20 protein-coding genes are annotated in these 18816 nt (G+C 65.6%); 15 read left to right on the top strand and 5 right to left on the bottom strand.

The features are described from left to right. Positions 1-4: 4 nt before the first annotated feature. Positions 5-241 (bottom strand): DUF2798 domain-containing protein, encoded by a 237-nt coding sequence (locus tag ASD42_RS01125; RefSeq protein ID WP_056809267.1) that lies wholly within the window; start codon positions 239-241, stop codon positions 5-7. Between the two features lie 185 nt (positions 242-426). On the opposite strand from ASD42_RS01125, the gene ASD42_RS01120 reads away from it, so the two are divergent. Continuing rightward, entirely contained in the window at positions 427-666 is a 240-nt protein-coding gene (locus ASD42_RS01120; RefSeq protein WP_063055752.1) for a hypothetical protein, read from the top strand. A gap of 50 nt (positions 667-716) precedes the next feature. On the opposite strand, the gene ASD42_RS01115 is transcribed toward ASD42_RS01120, so the two are convergent. Then, the gene (locus ASD42_RS01115; protein ID WP_056809263.1) at positions 717-1157 is read right to left on the bottom strand and encodes a hypothetical protein; all 441 of its coding nucleotides are present in this window, start codon (positions 1155-1157) and stop codon (positions 717-719) included. Positions 1158-1255: 98 nt separating this feature from the next. Next, positions 1256-1498 (bottom strand): microaggregate-binding protein 1, encoded by a 243-nt coding sequence (mbp1, locus tag ASD42_RS01110; protein ID WP_056809261.1) that lies wholly within the window; start codon positions 1496-1498, stop codon positions 1256-1258. A gap of 247 nt (positions 1499-1745) precedes the next feature. Between mbp1 and ASD42_RS01105 the strand changes: the two genes are divergently transcribed. Continuing rightward, positions 1746-2480, top strand: coding sequence for a TetR/AcrR family transcriptional regulator (locus tag ASD42_RS01105; RefSeq protein ID WP_082843951.1), 735 nt, complete (start codon positions 1746-1748; stop codon positions 2478-2480). Positions 2481-3527: 1047 nt separating this feature from the next. Then, positions 3528-5168 carry a CocE/NonD family hydrolase gene (locus ASD42_RS01100; RefSeq protein ID WP_056809260.1) on the top strand — a complete coding sequence of 547 codons (1641 nt, stop codon included), beginning with the start codon at positions 3528-3530 and terminating at the stop codon, positions 5166-5168. Between the two features lie 74 nt (positions 5169-5242). Here the strand turns inward: ASD42_RS01100 and ASD42_RS01095 are convergent, their stop codons facing one another. Beyond that, positions 5243-6040, bottom strand: coding sequence for a SigB/SigF/SigG family RNA polymerase sigma factor (locus ASD42_RS01095; RefSeq protein WP_056809258.1), 798 nt, complete (start codon positions 6038-6040; stop codon positions 5243-5245). A gap of 45 nt (positions 6041-6085) precedes the next feature. Beyond that, positions 6086-6286 (bottom strand): hypothetical protein, encoded by a 201-nt coding sequence (locus ASD42_RS34740; protein WP_162256180.1) that lies wholly within the window; start codon positions 6284-6286, stop codon positions 6086-6088. 481 nt (positions 6287-6767) lie between these two features. Between ASD42_RS34740 and ASD42_RS01090 the strand changes: the two genes are divergently transcribed. The 12 genes from ASD42_RS01090 (at position 6768) to ASD42_RS01035 (ending at position 18792) form a co-directional block, all read left to right on the top strand. Beyond that, positions 6768-7421 carry a TetR family transcriptional regulator gene (locus tag ASD42_RS01090; protein ID WP_235569261.1) on the top strand — a complete coding sequence of 218 codons (654 nt, stop codon included), beginning with the start codon at positions 6768-6770 and terminating at the stop codon, positions 7419-7421. Between the two features lie 301 nt (positions 7422-7722). Then, positions 7723-8217, top strand: a complete 495-nt coding sequence (locus tag ASD42_RS01085; protein ID WP_056815092.1) for a hypothetical protein — start codon at positions 7723-7725, stop codon at positions 8215-8217. Positions 8218-8219: 2 nt separating this feature from the next. Then, positions 8220-9050 carry an MlaE family ABC transporter permease gene (locus tag ASD42_RS01080; protein WP_056809256.1) on the top strand — a complete coding sequence of 277 codons (831 nt, stop codon included), beginning with the start codon at positions 8220-8222 and terminating at the stop codon, positions 9048-9050. Next, positions 9050-9904, top strand: a complete 855-nt coding sequence (locus ASD42_RS01075; protein WP_056809254.1) for an ABC transporter permease — start codon at positions 9050-9052, stop codon at positions 9902-9904. The genes ASD42_RS01080 and ASD42_RS01075 overlap by 1 nt, the downstream gene beginning before the upstream one ends. After that, positions 9905-11170 (top strand): MlaD family protein, encoded by a 1266-nt coding sequence (locus ASD42_RS01070; protein ID WP_056809252.1) that lies wholly within the window; start codon positions 9905-9907, stop codon positions 11168-11170. It abuts the gene before it with no gap. Beyond that, on the top strand, positions 11167-12204 hold the full coding sequence (locus ASD42_RS01065; RefSeq protein WP_056809250.1) for an MlaD family protein: 1038 nt from the start codon (positions 11167-11169) through the stop codon (positions 12202-12204). The genes ASD42_RS01070 and ASD42_RS01065 overlap by 4 nt, the downstream gene beginning before the upstream one ends. 4 nt (positions 12205-12208) lie before the next feature. Further along, complete coding sequence (locus ASD42_RS01060; protein ID WP_056809249.1) at positions 12209-13219, top strand: MCE family protein; 1011 nt, start codon at positions 12209-12211, stop codon at positions 13217-13219. After that, complete coding sequence (locus tag ASD42_RS01055) at positions 13216-14319, top strand: MCE family protein (RefSeq protein WP_056809247.1); 1104 nt, start codon at positions 13216-13218, stop codon at positions 14317-14319. Before ASD42_RS01060 ends, ASD42_RS01055 begins: the two co-directional genes overlap by 4 nt. Further along, entirely contained in the window at positions 14316-15425 is a 1110-nt protein-coding gene (locus tag ASD42_RS01050; RefSeq protein ID WP_056809245.1) for an MlaD family protein, read from the top strand. Before ASD42_RS01055 ends, ASD42_RS01050 begins: the two co-directional genes overlap by 4 nt. Further along, positions 15422-16708 carry an MlaD family protein gene (locus ASD42_RS01045; protein WP_056809243.1) on the top strand — a complete coding sequence of 429 codons (1287 nt, stop codon included), beginning with the start codon at positions 15422-15424 and terminating at the stop codon, positions 16706-16708. The genes ASD42_RS01050 and ASD42_RS01045 overlap by 4 nt, the downstream gene beginning before the upstream one ends. Positions 16709-16754: 46 nt before the next feature. Further along, the gene (locus ASD42_RS01040) at positions 16755-17387 is read left to right on the top strand and encodes a hypothetical protein (RefSeq protein WP_056809241.1); all 633 of its coding nucleotides are present in this window, start codon (positions 16755-16757) and stop codon (positions 17385-17387) included. Positions 17388-17514: 127 nt separating this feature from the next. Beyond that, on the top strand, positions 17515-18792 hold the full coding sequence (locus ASD42_RS01035) for a cytochrome P450 (protein ID WP_056815089.1): 1278 nt from the start codon (positions 17515-17517) through the stop codon (positions 18790-18792). Positions 18793-18816 lie beyond the last annotated feature (24 nt).

Raw genomic sequence — 18816 nt, 5'->3', positions numbered from 1 at the left:
GCGATCATGGACGTGCCGGTCGGACCAGTAGCGCGGTGAGTCGGCGGACGATCGGCAGGACGAGCAGCAGGATGGGGAAGGCGATCGGCCAGGACACCGCCCAGGAGCGCAGCCACAGCACGGCGTTCATGCCGTCACTCATGAGGGTGCTGATCAGGGAGACCAGGCAGGTCATGAGCAGCGAAAGCAGCAGTGGCAGAACCACACCGGCGGCGCGGGCGGGAAGTTTGAAGGAAGACATCGTTGCTCCGTAAACGGCTATCAGGCAACAGCACCACCGGGTGGTGGGCCGGAGCGTTGATTGACGTGAACGCTTACGGCGATGTGAGATCGCGAAGTCGATATTAAACACAGGCCGACGGCGAGCGCAATGGTCAAGACCTGGTGCTCGTTCAGCCCCGCGCAAGGAGTCGTATGTTGCACAGCATGGAGACGCTGTACAGGCAGTTGGCAGGCCAGTTCGCGGAGCGGGTCGCCCACAGCGATTCCGCCACAAGGGAACTCGCCTTCCTCAACGGAGTCGCGTTGAGATTGTGGGTCGAGAACGACGTTGTCCATGCCGAACTCGATTCGCTGCAGGGTGGTCCGGAGTTGTGGATTCTGCGTCCTGGCAGTGATGACATCGACGACTTCGTCGATGCGGTCGCTGACGCTGTCGGCTGCTGAACCGTGGCGTCTGCCCAAGTATCCGGAGGGGCAGAATCGGCAGCCGTCGTCTACCCGGTTTGCTGCGGGGGAGGAGTGAGATCGCGCGGCGGCGGTGTCGGCCGGCCGGGCGAGCGAATCGTGACGCCTGGCCAGGAAACGCCGCGAACTCCACCGGGGCCGCGCGCGACGCGGATTCCTTCGGCGGTGATCCGAGGACGGTAGATGGTTGCGCGGTGACCGAATGCCGGGTCGAGATCGATGGAGTTGAACAGCCCCATTCTCGTCAACCACAGTGACGCGCGAACTACTTCGTCCTCGGTGAGCGATTCGCCTGGCCAACAGACCGATGCCCCGACGACGAAGGCGCCGAGCACCGGTACCGGGTTGTCGAGGAGGTCTTCGTTGTGTGCCCATTTCAGCACCGCCTCGCGCGCAGCCCATTGCCGGTCGGAGCACCCGGGCGTCGTTCGCGCCGTGCTGTCCAACCGCAGCATCGCGGGCTTTTCCATCACGTCACTCCTCATTTTCCGAGCCGAGTGGCTCGTGACTATCGGTGAGCCGACGGTGCCCGGCCGGTTCCCCCGGCCGGGCCCGCTGGCGCGAGCTGTCAGTCCTGCTCGGCGGCGCGCTGGCGCGCTTCGTTGACCGACGCCTCGAGTCGCGCCTTCTCGGCTTCGGCTTCCTTCTCCGCGACCTCGCGCTGAGCATCGGCCTTGTCCTGTTGTGCACGGCCTTCGCGCTGCAACGAGTCGTTGCCCACCACGGCGCCCGCGACCTCCTTGGCCTTGCCCTTCACGCCCTCGACGACGCCCTTGACTCCGGCCTCTACTCCGCTGTCGTTGTCAGACACGACTTTCCCTTCGATCGGCCCAGCACTTCCCCGTGTGACGCGAGCGAAACCCGGGGTCGGCAGCTCCACGGCTGCCGTTTACAAGATAAACATATTTCGGTTTACCTTGTAAACCCTTGTGACGATCACTACGCGACGGGGTGCATTGAAATCAGTCGGAACTTGCCGGTATTCTGGGGTTATAGCGGCGTGCTGGACAGCCAGGGCCGAAGATTTTGACAGGAGCTCAGCCCTGAGCGAGGACACGATCGACTCGGGCGCCGAGCTGCGCGACAACGGTCAACGGGACGGGGGCGCTCGTCGCTCCCCGCGGCTGGATCGCGTCTTGATCCTGGAATCAGCGATTGCACTGATCGATGAGGAAGGCTTGGCGCATCTCACGATGCGCCGTCTGGGCTCGTGGCTCGGCGTCGAGGCCATGGCCCTGTACCGGTACGTTTCCGGGCGGGACGACCTGTTGGCCGGCGTGGTCGATCACCTCGTCGACCAGCTCTACGATCAGAACCTGATGGAGCCCGACGATGAGGGCGGCAGCTGGCAGGGCTACCTGCAGCGCCTCGCGCACGGTGTGCGCCGCGTCGCCATCGAGCATCCCGAGGTCTTCCCGTTGATGGCCGCGAGTCCACCGCAAGCGCCTTGGCTGTGCCCGCCGCTGCGCAGCCTGAACTGGATGGAATCCTTCCTCGAAACCATGCTTCACTATGGCTTCGACGACCGTCAGGCAGTCCAGATCTATCGGTCTTTCGCCACGTTCCTGCTCGGGCACCTCCTTCTCGAGGTAGCGACGATGGGGGTCGAGTTGAGCCCGATCGCCACCGCCGAGCCCGGACAGCACGAATCGTCGGATCTGGCCGACTACCCCCACGTCTATCGCCTGCAGCGCCAACTGGCGGCCAATCGCGCGGCCGACGAGTTCGAAGAATCTCTCGAGGCACTGCTCGATCGGCTCGAAGCGATGCGCCGCGCCCGACAAAGTCCCTGAGCGGCGGCTCGACGATGTCGTGCAATCTTTCGGCGAGATCGAGTAGTTCGTGGGCTTGCTTTGCCGCCCCGGGGATTTGGTGGGTGGGGGCATGGGCGAGCGCTGCCCGCAGTGGTGTCGCAGCTGCGGCCTGCAGGCGGTCGAACAGGTTCTCGGCAGCGGTGGTGTCGTCGCTGTCATCGGGGATCAGTACCGTTCCGCCGCCTTCGCTCAGCTGTGCCAGCGGCGAAATGCTGGCGCAGGACGCGAGTTCCTCGTGTAGTCGGCGCAACCACCCACGAGCCTCGATCTCGCTGAGGTCGGGATCGTCTGGATGTTCGGACGCGGCGGCCAGCGCGAGTACCGCGTAGTACTCACCGATCTCGAATCCGCGGCCCCTGGCCCACGCGGGTGTCGCTGACCCGGCTATCAGAGCTGAGCTCAGTGTTTCGGATTCACCGGTGTGCCCGCTCGCTTCGGTGCGGACGTAACGGAGCTGGTGGTCACCGCCGCGCCGACCCCACCGCGAGCAGCGCGAGGCCGGGCACCAGAACGATCGCGATCAAACTGGCGCGAACGCCGAACTTTCCTGTCACGGCCGTGCTTTCGGACCGCCATGCGAGCAGATCTCGGAGGGTCCTTCTAGAAATCACCATCAATATCCGATCGCCGGAGTGTGAATCCGGAACGAGTGCCGATAATCCTCGCGCAGTCTTACCTCCAGCCGACCTGGGCCGATAGGACGTTTCGTCCAAACCGCCACGGAACGACATGGTCACTTCGGCCAATTCGCGAAGTGGCCTCGGCTACCTCGAGTACCGGCTCGCGCGGGACAGGGCAGCGCTGGACCGCTCGACGTTGTGAAGCGTTGGGGCAGAACATGATCAGTCAACGAGCGCGGAGTGGGAGATCCGGATACCAACTGTCGCAACACAACACACAGATGATTGATGTCGATGTAGCATAACTGGCGAGCGGGGGGCTCGAATCTGGTCCCGCAGTGGCTCCCTTGCTTGTCGCGAAACTGTTCTGCTGCCGTGAAATACACCAATTCGACAGGAGATCGCCATGCCAGAAGCTCGCCCGAACCGCCTGCGTCTGCTCGCCCCCGATCAGGAAGCCGCCGCGTCGGCCGTCGTTTCCGATCTGCTCACCGGGAACACGGCCGGTGTCCCCGACTACTTGGTCGATGACATCGCCGCCGTCCGCGGGCGATGCCGGTTCGCTCAGGTCCAGATTCCCGGCTACGACGGCGATCTGCTCGACGGGATGGCCGCCTGGCCGACCAGCGGTGGCCCCCATCCGCTTGTCGTGCTCCCCGCCGGCTTGGACCCGGCGGGCTGGAAAATGTACTCAGGGGCGCTGATCAGGCTGCTCATGCGCGGCTACGCCGTCGTTGCCTATACCGAGCGCGGCTTGCCCGGTTCCGGTGGTGAGCTGACGGTGGCCGGTCCCGAAGACGTCGCAGACGGCTCGCTGGTCATCGATTGGGCGCTCGAGCACCCGGAAATCCAGGCAGATCCGGAGCGTATCGGCCTGGCGGGCATCTCCTACGGCTCGGGTATCGGCCAGCTGGTCGCCCAGTCCGATCCGCGCGTGAAAGCGGTTGTCGCCCTGAGTACATGGGCCGATCTCGGCGAAGCGTTGTACGACAACCGGACCCGCCACATCCTCGCCGCCGAAGCGCTGGCGGCGATCAGCGAGAACCCCAGCGCCGAACTGGTGAAGGTACTCGAGGACTTCCGGACGAACACCAATATCGACGGTGTGCTGGATTACGCACGACGGCGGTCACCCGCCCACATTCCGGATGAGCGCCGCCCCGTGCCGACCTTCTTCACCAGCTACTGGCACGAGACCATTTTTCCCCAGAACCAGCTGCTGAGCTACTTCGCCGAGTTCCCCGGCCCCAAGCGCCTGGATCTGGCCATCGGAGACCATGGGGCAGTGGAGATCCCGGGCTTGCTGCTCGGTGTGTACACCCGCACCACCGAGGCCGCATACGACTGGCTCGACCACTATCTCAACGGTGTCGACAACGGCATCGATGACGATGGTGTCGTGCACACCGAGACTATGCACAGCTTCACCGTCTCCTCCTCGGTCGGTGTGGAAGATTGGTCGTCCAACCCGATCCGCACCTACCACCTCGCCGCACCTGCGAGCGGATCCGGCGATGGTGCGCTGGTGCTCGACCCGCCCTCTGACTTCAGTCGGAGCGTCCGTTCCGGTGACCCGAATATCCGCGCCGTGAATCAACTGGTCATGGATGGCTTCCGTGAACGGCTGCTCATGCCCGTGCGTCACAAGCTCGCCGAGGTCGACCGATCCGCCGCAGCGGTGTGGACGAGCGCCCCGCTCCCGTCGCCGCATCACATCGCGGGCATCCCGCGAATTCGTTTGACGGTGACTCCCACCACCAAGGCCGCCACCGTCGTCGCCTACCTCTTCGACCTGGACGTGGTCACCGGCAACCTGAAGATCATCACCCATGCCGCGACCACCGTGAGCAACGTCGTACCGGAACATCCCACCGCGGTCGAACTGCGCTTGCAGGCCACGGACTATCGAGTTCCCGCCGACCACCGGCTTGCCGTCATCCTCGCCACCGAGGACCCCTTGTACGCCGGCGAAACCGAACCCGGCACCGTGGTGACACTGTCCGCCTTCCACGGTGCCGCGGCTATCGATATCCCGATAGCCGACTGATAGCTTCGGCGACTGATTGCCCCAGGACAGCGCGGTCTCGGGCAATCAGTCGCCCCGAAGGGCCAAGGAGGAGTTCAGCCCGCGAGCACGAGTTGGTCGTCGGTGGTCTGGGCACGCAGATCCCTGAGCAGTCTGGTGAGTTTGCGAGACACGCTCATCTGGGAGACGCCGAGGCGTTCGGCGATCTCGCCTTGGGTGAGTGTGTCGTAGAACCGCCAGATCAGTAGCTGGCGGTCTTCCGGCGACAACTGTGCCAGCAGGGGCGCGACGGTGATCGTGTCTTCGGTCAGTTGGTAGCGAGGGTCTTCGTCGCCGAAGGTGTCGGCGATAGTCATGCTGGGATCGCCGTCGGTGTCACGGGCTGGGGTGTCGAGGCTTCGCGTCTGGAAGGCGTTGGCCGCCACCAGAGTGCGGGCGACATCGGTGACCGGAACATCGAGTTCGGTCGCGAGCTCTTGGGCGGTGGGGGAGCGATGGAGTCGACGGGTCAACTCTTCGGTCGCTGCCCGGACTTTGCCCTGTAGTTCTTTTTCGCGACGCGGAACGTGCAACGGCCAGATGTGGTCGCGGAAGTGTCTACGCACTTCACCCATGGCGGTGGGGACCGCGAAACCCAGGAACGGTGATCCGCTGGTCACGTCGTAGCGGTCGACAGCCATGACCACGCCGAGCCGCGCGGTCTGGAGCAGATCGTCGAACACTTCACCGCGGCCGGTGTACTTGCGAGCGATGTGCTCGGCGAGCGGGAGGCAGATCTCGATGATCTCCTCACGCAGAGCGTCGTGTTCGGGGCTGCGCGGGTCGGTCAGCGCCAGGTGTACGAACAAGGGTTCGGCGTGTTCGTAGGTGGGGCGGGTGGCGGTGGTGGACATGCGGATCAGCTCCTGATGTTCGTAATGCTCAACGGGGGGAGGTGACTAAAGGCGGTGAAGGCCCGGCATTTTGGAGGACATCGTCATCGCGGCGCCCAGGCCGGCGGCGTCCGGGGAGGCGACGGTCGGCGACTGGGTCGAGGCGGCCAGGCCCAACGGAAGCAACACGCAGGTCGCCAACAGGATGGCTGTGCTGGTCGGGTCCATGCTCGGCGTACTCGGTGCCCGATGACGTGAGTTGGTCATGAGCTCAGGGTTGACCGCCGTGGAGGCGAATAAACCGGAATATGTCGATGATGTTGAGACGGCGACAGTTTCGGAAATCTGGATTGAAACACCCGTCCAATGGGAAGGCGTCAGTTCACGTCTCGCCCCATCCTGCCCGGAGCGTTCGTGCGCGGCTCGGGCATCGGCGAGCGCGAACGTGCTGTCGATCGCGACGCGGACCGTGCCCGCGTCGAGCGGGGCGTCCCGGTTCGGAGCGCTGTGCGCCGTTCGAACGGGCGGCTCCTGGTGTAGTCGATGCACCCGTCGGCAGGCGCCGATCGCGGTCGGACCAACTCGGAATGTCGACGGTCCGATCGAGCTGGCGGGTTGCTGGCGGCGGTGGTGCCGTCGAGATCGGCGTGGCCCGGGTCATCGACGAATACGGCCAGATCCGCGGCGTCGCGTCGATCAGTCAGGGAGCGGGAGCAGGACGATCGACCAGCGGCGATACCTTTAGGTGGTGAAACGGTCACCGGAAACGGATTCCTCGGTCCGGATCATCGACGTCGTGATGGAGATGTTGATGTCGGACGGGTACGACGAGCTGCAGCTCAAGGAGGTTGCTCGTCGGGCCCAGGTTTCGCTCGCGACGGTGTACAAGAAGTTCGCCACCCGTGACGAGCTGATCGTCGCCGCTGTCACCCGCTGGATGGCGATCAACAGTTACGCCGAGCTGGAGCTGCCTGTCGCGGGCGAATCGCTGCGCGACGGGTTGGTCCGCGTCATACGACACGTCTTCGAGCCATGGGAACGCAATCCCAGGATGCTCGAGGCCTACCACCGCGCGCGCCGGGGCATCGGTGGCCGTCAATTGGACGCCCAGGGCGTCAGCGCCGTGCTGCCGGTCGCCGCGATGTTGTTCGAGGGCTACGACGCCGCTTACGTCGAGGACATCGGACTGATCGTCACCAATATGATCTACGCGTTGACCGGGCGATTCGTCGACAAGGAACTCGACGTGACCGAGATCCTGCCCACGCTCGAACGAGCGATCGACCGCTTGACGAGCAATAGCGTGGCTCCGCCGGAGAGCGTCCGCGCGACCGACGGCACGGCAGGCTCGCCGTTCCCGGTGTATCCGTCGCTGGCCGGTCCCTACGGACCGGACCGCTAGATACCAGCTGGTATCTCGGATGCCCGCGCGCATAACCCTACTGACCTGCGGTTGAACGAATTCTGGCACCGCACGTCAATGCACAATCGCTGTGATGTAGATCACAAGTTAGTTGGGTGAGACTGCTGTCACATCGGGAGTAACCGGATTACCGTGTGGTCGGCAGGGGCTCCGAGCGGTCGCATTTCGGGCGCGGGGGCGTACCTGTCGAGATCTTCAGATTCGAAGTTTGGATGGGAAGCCCATGGCCGCACAATTCGTCGATTCCGCGCACTGGAGAGCCCACGCCCGCCGACATCCCTTGCGATATCGCCTGGCCATCGTCGCGCCGAATGCCCTGGAAGTCGTTCGCTACGCCGGGGGCTGGCTCTTCGATCGGACGACCGCCGGGTGGGAGGTGACCGTACTGGTCGACGACCACTCCGACGACCGCCCGTTGCAGATCCTGGGTGCGACAGTCCTCGATATCGAACAGTCGCTGGCCGCACCGAAACACGACACGTGGCCGCATGCTGTGGCGGTACCCACCCAGATGTTCGAGGACTGTCGTGTTCGCGACGGAATTCTGGACTGTCTCGACCACCGTTCGGCCGAGCTGTCGCTGTGGGGCGGTGCTCTTCCGGCCGAACTCGAGGATCGGGTGAGAATCACACACCATCGAGTGAGCCGCGCTGCGCGCGCTTTCAAAGCGTGCGCCTTGGCAACGGCGGGATTCCCCGCCGAAGAAGTCGGCCCCACCGAAGTGTTCCGTGTCAGCGCGCCACGGGCCACTGCTGGATTGGTCCCCACGAGTTGACTATGGCAACGGCCGAGCGTGAGATAGCCGACTGGGCGCGCGGCTACCTCCGCCGGCACCCGATTGCCGCCTTGGAAACGGTCGGCGGCCAATTCGTCCTCGGTATGCGTGCGTTGCGGTTTCTCGCCATCGATGTGGTCACCGGCCGATTCGCGTTCCAGGAGTTCGTCCGACAGGCCGCGTTCATGGCATCGTCAGCGGCCCTGCCGACGATCTTTGTCGCCTTGCCCATCGGGGTGACGCTGTCCATCCAGTTCGGGTTGCTGGCCGGACAGGTCGGCGCCACCTCGCTCGCCGGCGCGGCGAGTGGGCTCGCGGTGATCCGGCAGGGGGCGCCGATGGTCGCGGCGCTGCTGATGGCCTCGGCAGTCGGCTCGGCGATCTGCGCGGATCTCGGCTCGCGCAAGATCCGCGACGAGCTGGACGCCATGGAGATCATGGGCGTTTCGGTGATCCGCCGCCTGGTCGTGCCCCGGCTGGCGGCCGGGGTGCTGATCGGGGTGTCGCTGACGGGAATCGTCTGCTTCGTCGGCTTTCTCGCGGGTTACCTGTTCAATGTCTTCGTCCAAGGCGGGGCACCGGGAAGTTTCGTCGCGACCTTTTCCTCCTTCGCGACAGTGGACGATTTGGTGCTGACCATGATCAAAGCCGTTGTCTACGGAGCGATCGTCGCCGTGGTCGCCTGCGAGAAGGGGTTGACGACCAAGGGCGGACCAGCGGGCGTGGCGAATTCGGTCAACTCGACAGTGGTCTCCTCGATCCTGCTGCTGATGATCGTGAACGTCGCCTTCACCCAGCTGTACATGATCCTGCTGCCACGGCAGGGGTTGTAATGGCCGCGCAGTACTATCCGCCGGGGGTCAGGCCGATCTACCGAGCCGCGGTCCGGCTGGGTTCCGGGGCCATGCGTGTCGGCCACATGGGGACGTTCCTGTTTCGGGCACTGTTCTCGATCCCGGTGATGCTGCGGCACTACCGCAAGGAATTTCTGCGCATCCTGTCCGACATCACCTGGGGCAACGGTTCGATCGTCGTCGGCGGCGGTACCGCGGGCGTCATCATCGTGCTCGGCGCGGCGGGCGGCGCGATCGTGGGCCTGGAGGGCTACAACGCGCTGCACCTGCTCGGCATGGAACCCACCGTCGGGCTGATCGCCTCGACCGCGTCGACCAGGGAATTGGCGCCCATCATGGCCTCGCTGGCCTTCGCCGCCCAGGCGGGCTGCCGGTTCACCGCGCAACTCGGGGCGATGGGGATCGCGGAGGAGATCGAGGCGATGGAAGCGATGGCCATTCGCGCCATTCCCTATCTGGTCAGCACCAGGATTCTGGCGTCGGTGGTCGCGATGTTTCCCCTGTATCTGGTGTGCCTGGCCGCCAATTATCTGGCGGTCGAAGTGGTGGTCGGCCTGTCCGGCGGTCTGTCGGCGGGCACCTATCAGCACTACTTCCAGTTGGTGCTCAACGGCCCCGACATCGTGTACTCGCTGATCAAGGCGATTCTGTTCGTGATCCTCACCTCGACGATCCAGTGCTACTACGGCTTCTACGCCGCAGGCGGCCCCCAGGGCGTCGGCACGGCGGCGGGCCGGGCGATGCGCGCGTCGATCTCGGTGATGATCCTCGTCAATCTGTTGTTGACCGTGGGTCTGTGGGGCATCGGTTCCAGCGCACGGCTGGGAGGGTAGATGTCGGCGACTCTGTTCGAGAAGGACGGGCGTGGTCCAGGCGCCTTCTCGCTGCTGCTGCGTGGCGTGCTGCTCATCGCGCTCGCGGTGGCTGTGGTCACGGCGCTGTTGATGAAGTCGACGGGCCGCTTCGACGCCAAGGTGGAAGTGGTCGCCATGCTGGATCAGCTCGGTGACGGCCTACCTGACCGATCCGACGTGAAGTTCCGTGGTCTGCTGATCGGCACCGTGGCTGCGGTGACGCTCGCCACCGACGGCGGTCCGAATCGGGTCGAGTTGCTGCTCGACCCGGCCTACGCGTCGAGCGTGCCGAGCACGGTCACCGCGCGGGTGGTGCCGAGCAATGTCTTCGCGGTGTCCTCGATCCAGTTGGTGGACAACGGGCCCGGCCCCGCGCTGACCGCCGATACCGAGATCGCCCAGGACCGCAGCCTCGCGACCGTCCAACTCCAGACCGCCCTGACCAAGCTGCGCGAGATCATCGCCGCCACCGGGCGGGTCGGATCCGACAGCACCGTCGGCATGCTCGCCGCGGTGGCGCAGGCCACCGATCGGCGGGGCGGCGACATCGTGCGCGCCGGTGGCCAACTCGACCGGATCACCAGGGATTTCGACGCGCTCCTCACGCCCGACGGTGGTCCGTCGACCCTCGGCGCGATGGCCGAGGCGGTGCACGGCCTGAACGCGGCGGCCCCTGATCTGCTCGATGCCCTGCACTCCGCTGTGCTTCCGCTACGCACGGCCGCCGAACGCGAGGGTGAACTTCTGAACCTGCTCTCGGCGGGCAACAACACCCTGTCCGCGGTGGGCGGCGGCCTGACCCGACATACCGATCAGATCGTCACCGTGACGAATGATCTTGTCCCGGTACTCGATGTGGTGGGCGAGGGGGCCGCCGGCTTCGCGCCGATCGTGGTCCGGATCAAGACGATCTCGGATCTCTGGTTCGCCGAGTTCTGGAACTCCGACACCCAGATGGGCACCGGGAAATTCCAGTTCCGATTGAGCCCACACACCGCCTACACCCGCGCGGACTGTCCTCGATACGGCGAGTTGGCCGCGCCGAGTTGCGCCACCGCGCCGACTGCGATCCCCGAACAGGAGTTGTCGCCCAGCATGAATCCGCGGTCGTATCCGGTGCCCCAGCTGAGTCCGGAGATGCAGGATCTGATCCGCCGGATTCTGGGCGGGGAGGCCAATGCCGCGGAATCGGTACTGGCCCAACTGCTCTCCGACGCTCCACTGCCGTTCGGGGGCGGCCGATGAGCTTTCGTCGTTCACTGATCGGGCTGAGCCTGTTCTTGATCGTGTCCCTCGGACTGATCTGGGTCACCTTTGTCACGCTGCACCGGGGCGTAGACGGCACTGCGAGAACGTATTCCGCGGTCTTCAGCGATGTCACCGGCCTGCGGGTCGGTGACGACGTGCGGATGGCCGGAGTGCGGGTGGGCCGCGTCGACGGGATCGCGCTGGTCGGCAACCGCGCCGAGGTGCGGTTCCGAGTAGAGGAACAACAGAAGGTCTTCGGCAATACGAAGGCCTCGATCACCTATCAGAACGTCATCGGCCAGCGTTACCTCGGCCTGGCGCTGGCCGACTTCGGCGAGCCACAGGAGTTGTCGCCCGGTGGGAAAATCCCGCTCGAACACACCGAACCCTCGTTCGATATCTCGGTGCTGCTCAACGGGTTCGAGCCACTGTTCGGCGGTTTGGATCCACAGCAGGTCGACAATGTGACCGGTGCGCTGATCACCGCGCTCCAGGGCGACAACACCTCGCTGGTCCTGCTGATCGCGCAGATCTCCACCCTCGCCGAGTCCGTCGCGGGGCCGGATCAGGTGCTGGGCGCGGTGATCACGAACCTGAGCCAGGTAGTGGGAGATCTGGCTGCGCACAGCGGCCAGGTGAGCACTCTGCTCACGCAATCACGGTCGATCATCGACGGGCTCTCGCGCCACCGCGACGAGCTGCTTGGGTCGTTGACGACAGTCGCGTCGGTGACCGGTCGCCTCGCTACCGTCGTCGACGACGTGCGGCCACAGCTGAACGAATTCCTCACGCGCGAACCGGGATTCACCAAGCACTTCGAGCAGAACAAGGACAGTTTCGCCTACCTGGGTTTCAACCTGCCCGCCCTGCTGAAGGGGCTGGCCAGGGCGAGCCAGGAAGGGTCCTACCTCAACACCTACCTGTGCAACATGGGTGTGACTTTCCTGCCCGCGCTCGCCACCCTCGTGCCGACCATCGTCGCGCTGGCCTCGCCGACCGGCACCATCCGACAATCACCGATCTGCAGGTGAGGCAATGACATCGAAACATCCGTCGAAGAGCATGCTGGGGCTGATCGCGCTCGGACTGTTGCTCGCCGTCGTCGCCGGGGCGGTGGGATTCAATTCCCTCGGCGTCGGGCAGCAGCGCTACGACGTCGAGTTCGCGCAAGCCGCGGGTCTGCGCGTCGGCGACGGGGTCACCGTCGCCGGCGTCTCGGTCGGCACGGTCTCGGGTCAGCGGCTGGCCGGTGACCGGGTGCTGGTCACCCTGAGCGTCGACCGATCCGCCGCGCTCGGCGCCGACACCCGCGCCGCCATCAAACTGACCACCCTGCTCGGAGCCCGCTACGTCGAACTGACTCCGGCGGGCGAGGGCGAGATCGCCGATCACCGGATCGGGTTGACCCACACCGCCGTTCCCTACGATCTGCAACAAGCACTCGACAACGCCACCGCGACGTTCGAACAGATCGACGCCGGTCGCATCGCTACCTCGCTCGACGCACTGGCCGACCAGCTCGACGGCGTGCCGACAGTATTGCCCGGACTACTGGGCAATCTGCGCTCGCTCGCCGCGCTGCTCGGCAGCCGCCGCAACGAGCTCGGCGCGCTTCTGACGGGCGTGCAACAGCTGACCACCGTGGTCAACGCCCAACAGGGCGACCTTTCGGCCATCGTGACCAAGGGCCGCGACCTGGTCACCGAGATCCTCGCCCGCCGCGGTGCGCTACAGACCCTGATGGATTCCACGCGGCGGCTGGCGGATCAGGTCAGGGTCTTGGTCGTCGAGGACCGGCCGAAGATCGACGAACTGCTGCGCGGTTTCGACGGATTGCTCGGCAGCCTCGCCCGCCACGACGATCTGCTGCGCAACATCCTGCAGATCCTGCCTGTCCCCATCCGCAATTTCGCGAACGCCTCTGGCACTGCCAACGAGGTCGACTTCACCGCGCCGGCCGGGCCGCTGATCGACTCCTGGATGTGCGCGCTGAGCGGTCGAGCCGACCAGGTCGCGCTGGCACCCTACTTCCAGGACTGCAAATGAGAAGACTTGTCACGCTGGTCAGGATCGTGCTGGTACTTGCACTCGGCGCGCTCGCCGGTTGCGCGGGCAGCCCGGACGATACGAATCGGGCCATCACCGTGACGGCCCGATTCGACAACGGCGCCGGACTCTACGTCGGTAATGCCGTCGCCGTCCTCGGGATGCCCGTCGGTGAGGTCACCGCGATCACCCCGCGCGGTTCGCACGTCGAGGTCACTATGCGTGTCGAGGGCGAGGTGCTCATCCCGGCGGACGCGACCGCGGTCACCGTCTCGACCTCGGTACTGACCGATCGCCACGTCGAGTTCACACCGGCCTATCGCGGCGGCGCCACCCTGGCCGATCACGCGCAGCTCGGCCTCGACCGCACGCGAACCCCCATCGATTTCGACCGCTTGCTCGGCGCCGCGGACGGGATGGCCGCGCAGTTGGCGGGCGCGAGTCCCGATACCGGTCCGATCGCGCGGCTGCTCGATGTGTCCGCGCAGATCGCCTCGGGCAGCGGTCCGGAGCTGCGGGCCACCATGAACGAACTCTCCGGCGCACTACGACTCGGCGACGACGAGGGAGCCCGGACCCAGGCGGCGATCACCGACATCGTCGAGCATCTGGCGATCCTGGTTCGCGCCGCGGCCGACAACGATCAAGTGATCCGGGAATTCGGCAGTGCCACAGGTCAATTGAGTGCGGTGCTGGCCGAGCTCGGGATCGGCGCGGGTGACACCGGCGCACAGATCGTGCAGATCATGCAGCAGACCGACGACCTGCTCACTCAGAACAGCGAAAGCCTGAGTTCCACCGTGAACAACGCGACGACGGTGACTCGCGCGCTCGCGGACTACCGCGAGGAGGTCGCCGAGTTCATCGACGTGACGCCGCTGTTGCTGAACAACGCCTACAACGCCATCGATGTCGACTACCGCGGTGTCCGGGTGCACGCTCTGCTGGACAAGGTGTTCTTCGACGGCCAGTTGGTGAAGGAGGTGTGCAACGTTCTCGGGCTGCGCCAACTCGGTTGCAGCACAGGAACATTGCAGGACTTCGGGCCGGACTTCGGTATCACCGACATGCTCGAGGCGATGTCGAGGTTGCCGCGATGAGACAACGATGGTCGTCCGCGTGGACTCTGTTGCTCGCCGGTGCGGTGCTGGCGACCGTGCCCGGCTGCTCGGTGGGCCTGGGTGATCTGCCCTTGCCCGCTCCCGGCGTCGGTGGCGCCAGCTATACGATTCACGCCGGTTTCGCCAATGCGCTGAACCTGCCCGAGCAGGCGAAGGTACGGGTGCTCGGCGCCGACGTCGGCCAGGTCGAGCGGATGTCGGCGCGCGACTACACCGCGGTGGTCACGATGCGCATCCAGCACGGGGTGATCCTGCCGGTGGGTACCAGGGCCGAATTGCGCACCGCGACACCGCTCGGCGATGTCTTCGTCGCGCTCACCCCACCGGACGCCGCCGCGCCCGGGGGGCCGCTTCTCCAGGACGGCGACACCATCGCACTGTCGTCCACCCAGGCCGCGGCCACCATCGAGGAGCTGCTGACGACGGCGTCGCTGCTGGTCAACGGTGGTGTAATCCGGAATTTGACCAACATCGTCAACGGCCTCGGTCAGGCTGTCGGCGACCGCGGCGCGAATCTCGCCGCGCTGCTGGACAGATCGACGAGGGTGGTGCAGGCCCTCGCCGCGCGATCAGCCGATATCCGCACGGCACTCGTCGAGGTCGACGAGCTCACCCGGCAATTGCAGGCTCAGCGTCGCCCGCTCGGCGAGTTGGTCGATGTCGCGGGTCCGGCGCTCACGATCATGACCGACAGTTCCCAGCAGGCGTTGGGGCTGATCCGGCAGGTCGATCAGATCAGTAGGGAACTGGCGAAGTTCCCCGCCATCGACGGGACCGCCGCAGTCGGCATGGTTGCCGATATCAACCGGCTCTCGGCGGGGCTCAATGCGGCGTCGACCGATCCCAATGCCAGTCTGGCGGCGATGAATTCGATCCTCGGGCCGATCATCAAGGTCACCAACGGCACGTCCGCGCACGTGAACGCCGATCTGCAGGACGTGACGATCGGTGCGCTGCCCGACCCGGCGCACCCCGGTGATCCGGGCAGCCGGGTACCGGACGCGAGTGACTGGCAGGCACTCGTCGGCACTCTGACCTACACCTTGCTCAAACTGCAGCAGCGCGTGACGGGAGCGGGGCGATGAACATCCCGGAGCGCACTCGACAGGTGCTCGGCGTGCCCGCTCGCGTAGTCGTCGCGTCGGCCAGGTTCGGCAGCAGGTATCGCTCGCCGCTGTCGAGCGGTGCGCTGCTGGTGACTCTGGTCGTCGGCATCGCGTATCTGATGTTCGGTGCGCTCGGTGTCGATCCGACGGCGGCCACGATGACCGTTCGGGTACACCTCGCGCAGTCCGGTGGGCTGCTGGCCGGGCAGAACGTCACCTTGCGCGGGGTACCGATCGGCGAGGTCGCCTCGATCGAACTGACCTCCACCGGGTTGGTGGCCACCGCGGCGATCGACGCGGATGCGCTGGTGCCCGCCGACGGTGCGGTTCGGGTCGCGAGTCTGTCGTTGGCCGGTGAGCAGTATCTCGACTTCCGACCGGCGAGGGACGATGGTCCTTACCTGACCGACGGCACCGAGATCGAGGTCGAGCGGACCTCGACGCCGGTACCGCTGTGGCAGACCCTCGCCCAGCTGGATACCACGCTCGCACAGGTGGATCCGGCGCGGCTGGCGGTGATCGTCGAGGAACTCGGGGTGAGCGAGCAAGGTCCGCGCAAGCTCGCCGACATCATCGACGGCGGAATCTTCCTCGTCTCTACGTTGGATTCGGTGCTGCCCCAGACGGTGAGCCTCTTGCGAGACAGCCGGACGGTGCTCGCCACCGCCGCCGATGCCGCACCGGGGCTCGGTGAATTCGCCGGCGACGCGTCGGAATTGATGGCGGGCGTCGAGGCGAAGACCGGGGGATTCGTCGATCTGCTCGGCGCGGCCCCGGGAACGCTGGGCGCGCTGGACGCGGTGATGGCGCAGAACTCGCGCGGTGTGGTCGACCTGCTCGGCAACCTCGGCACGGTGGCGGACATGGCCAACTCGAGAGTGCCCGCGCTGCAGGAGTTCTTCTTCCCGACAGAACGCCCCGGATCGACGCTGGGCAACCTCACCGCGGCGTTCCACGACGGGGGCCTCTGGGGGCTGGTCAACCTCTACCCCCGCTATTCCTGTGACTACAACCTGCCGCGGCATTCGCCGTCGCGGCCCGACTTTCCCGAGCCGTACCTCTACACCTACTGCCCGAACGAGGATCCGTCCGTTCTCGTCCGTGGCGCGCGCAACGCGCCACGCCCACCGGGCGCACGTATCCCCGGAGCACCGCCGCCGGGGCAGGCGGCCGACACCCAGGCGATCCCGACTCCACTCGGTCCATGGTCCATCCCGCTCACCTTCGCGGGACCGGAGCTGCCGACACCGGTACCGCGGTGACCGGGCTCAGTGACTCGCACCGCACACCACCACGCAAGGAAGCGCTATGAACGACACAGACACCAAGACCAAGACCGACACTGACACCGACACAGAGATTCTCGAGCCGAAGGCAGCGAAGTCGTCGACGGATCCGGGCGAGACGCCGGTAGCCGATGAGCCCGAGCAGACCGGGCCGACGACCCGGCACCGGCTGGTGGGGATCGCCCGTCGGATCGCCGTGCCCGTCACGGTGTCGGCCGCCGTGGTGGCGCTGCTGGCGGCCGGGTTCTTCGGCTGGAAACTGGACCAGAAGTCCGACACCGATGCCGCCGCCGAAGCCGGGCTCGCGGCGGCGCGGGCCTACGCCGTCACTCTGACCAGCGTGGACTCCAACAACCTCGATCGTGATTTCGCGGCGGTGCTCGACGGGTCGACCGGCGAGTTCAAGGACATGTACACCCGGTCGAGCGGACAACTTCGGCAGTTGCTGTTGGAGAACAAGGCGACCGGCACCGGAACCGTGCTCGACGCCGCGGTGAAATCGAAATCCGAGACCAAGGTCGAAGTGCTGTTGTTCATCGATCAGACGGTGACCAATATCGCCGCCGCCGATCCTCGCGTCGACCACAGCCGGGTCCAGATGACGATGGAACTCGTCGACGGACGCTGGCTGGCCAGCCGGGTCTACCTGCCTTAACTCCCTCCCCCTCGATAGCGCGGTATTCCGTGCTGCCTGGTGGGAATGGGGTTCTCAAAAATGAATATGGTTGTTACCCTCGAAGTACGCGCCTTTGTCGCGGCTTCCCGATCGTCTGGAGTTCTCCGTGACCGATTTCGATACCGTGAACTATTTCACCGACCCGGATCTCATTCCTGATCCACATCCCTATTTCGATCATCTGCGGGCGAAGTGCCCGGTAACCCAGGAACCGCACTACGGTGTGTACGCCGTCACCGGATACGAGGAATCGGCTGAGGTGCTGAAGGATTCGTCGATCTTCTCCTCGGCCGTCGCGGTCGGCGGACCCTTCCCGCCGCTGCCGTTCACGCCGGTCGGCGACGATATCAGTGAGCTGATCGAACAGCACCGGACCGAGTTGCCGATGTATGAGCACATGGTGACGATGGACCCGCCGCAGCACACCTTCGCGCGGTCGGTGTTGAATCGTCTGCTCACACCGGCCCGTTTGAAAGAAAACGAAGAATTCATGTGGCGGCTGGCGGACCAGCAGCTCGACGAATTCGCCGATGCGGGCCATTGTGAATTCCTTTCCCAGTACGCCAAGCCGTTCGCGCTATTGGTCGTCGCGGATATGCTCGGCGTGCCAGAGGTCGATCACCAACAATTCCGTGTCGTGCTCGGCGCGCCCCAGCCGGGCGCCCGACCCGGTGCGATCGACAACGAAGCTCTCTCCAGCAATCCGTTGGCCTGGCTGGACGAGAAATTCGTTTCCTACATCTCGGATCGCCGAAACGAGCCACGCGAGGACGTGCTGACGTCGTTGGCGCTGGCGAAATATCCGGACGGCACCACACCGGAGGTCCTCGACGTGGCGCGGTCGGCGACCTTCTTGTTCGCCGCGGGGCAGGAGACCACGGCCAAAGTGCTGGGTGCCGCGGTGCGGTTCATGGGCGATCACCCTGACGTGCAGCAGCGATTGCGCGAGGATCGCAGCTTGATCCCGAACTTCATCGAGGAAACCCTGCGGATGGACGCGCCGGTCAAGAGCGGGTTCCGGCTCGCGCGCCGCGCTACCACCGTCGGTGAGGTGGACATCCCGGCCGGCGGATTGGTGATGTTCTGCCCCGGCGCGGCCAATCGGGATCCGCGCCGATTCGAGGATCCGCACGAGTTCCGCCTCGACCGCGACAACTTCCGCGAGCACATCGCGTTCGGCCGCGGCGTGCACACCTGCCCGGGCGGTCCGCTCGCGCGCGTGGAGGGCCGGGTCTCGATCGAGCGAATCCTGGACCGCCTGCTCGACATCGAGATCAACGCCGATCAACACGGACCGGTCGGCGCGCGCACCTACGGCTACGAACCCACGTTCCTGCTCCGCGGACTCAGCGAACTGCACATCAACTTCACTCCCCATTCCTGACCACGACAACAACGACAGAGGTAG

This window comes from Nocardia sp. Root136, from assembly GCF_001427185.1.
GTDB lineage: Bacteria > Actinomycetota > Actinomycetes > Mycobacteriales > Mycobacteriaceae > Nocardia > Nocardia salmonicida.
Note: the sequence above shows the minus strand (reverse complement) of the source record. Positions and strands in the feature narration are given on the sequence as shown.

Coding starts and splice junctions, on each gene's coding strand:
- ASD42_RS01125 (WP_056809267.1), bottom strand. CDS start 241: ATGTCTTCCTTCAAACTTCCCGCCCGCGCCGCCGGTGTGGTTCTGCCA.
- ASD42_RS01120 (WP_063055752.1), top strand. CDS start 427: ATGGAGACGCTGTACAGGCAGTTGGCAGGCCAGTTCGCGGAGCGGGTC.
- ASD42_RS01115 (WP_056809263.1), bottom strand. CDS start 1,157: ATGGAAAAGCCCGCGATGCTGCGGTTGGACAGCACGGCGCGAACGACG.
- ASD42_RS01100 (WP_056809260.1), top strand. CDS start 3,528: ATGCCAGAAGCTCGCCCGAACCGCCTGCGTCTGCTCGCCCCCGATCAG.
- ASD42_RS01095 (WP_056809258.1), bottom strand. CDS start 6,040: ATGTCCACCACCGCCACCCGCCCCACCTACGAACACGCCGAACCCTTG.
- ASD42_RS34740 (WP_162256180.1), bottom strand. CDS start 6,286: ATGACCAACTCACGTCATCGGGCACCGAGTACGCCGAGCATGGACCCG.
- ASD42_RS01080 (WP_056809256.1), top strand. CDS start 8,220: ATGGCAACGGCCGAGCGTGAGATAGCCGACTGGGCGCGCGGCTACCTC.
- ASD42_RS01075 (WP_056809254.1), top strand. CDS start 9,050: ATGGCCGCGCAGTACTATCCGCCGGGGGTCAGGCCGATCTACCGAGCC.
- ASD42_RS01070 (WP_056809252.1), top strand. CDS start 9,905: ATGTCGGCGACTCTGTTCGAGAAGGACGGGCGTGGTCCAGGCGCCTTC.
- ASD42_RS01065 (WP_056809250.1), top strand. CDS start 11,167: ATGAGCTTTCGTCGTTCACTGATCGGGCTGAGCCTGTTCTTGATCGTG.
- ASD42_RS01060 (WP_056809249.1), top strand. CDS start 12,209: ATGACATCGAAACATCCGTCGAAGAGCATGCTGGGGCTGATCGCGCTC.
- ASD42_RS01055 (WP_056809247.1), top strand. CDS start 13,216: ATGAGAAGACTTGTCACGCTGGTCAGGATCGTGCTGGTACTTGCACTC.
- ASD42_RS01050 (WP_056809245.1), top strand. CDS start 14,316: ATGAGACAACGATGGTCGTCCGCGTGGACTCTGTTGCTCGCCGGTGCG.
- ASD42_RS01045 (WP_056809243.1), top strand. CDS start 15,422: ATGAACATCCCGGAGCGCACTCGACAGGTGCTCGGCGTGCCCGCTCGC.
- ASD42_RS01040 (WP_056809241.1), top strand. CDS start 16,755: ATGAACGACACAGACACCAAGACCAAGACCGACACTGACACCGACACA.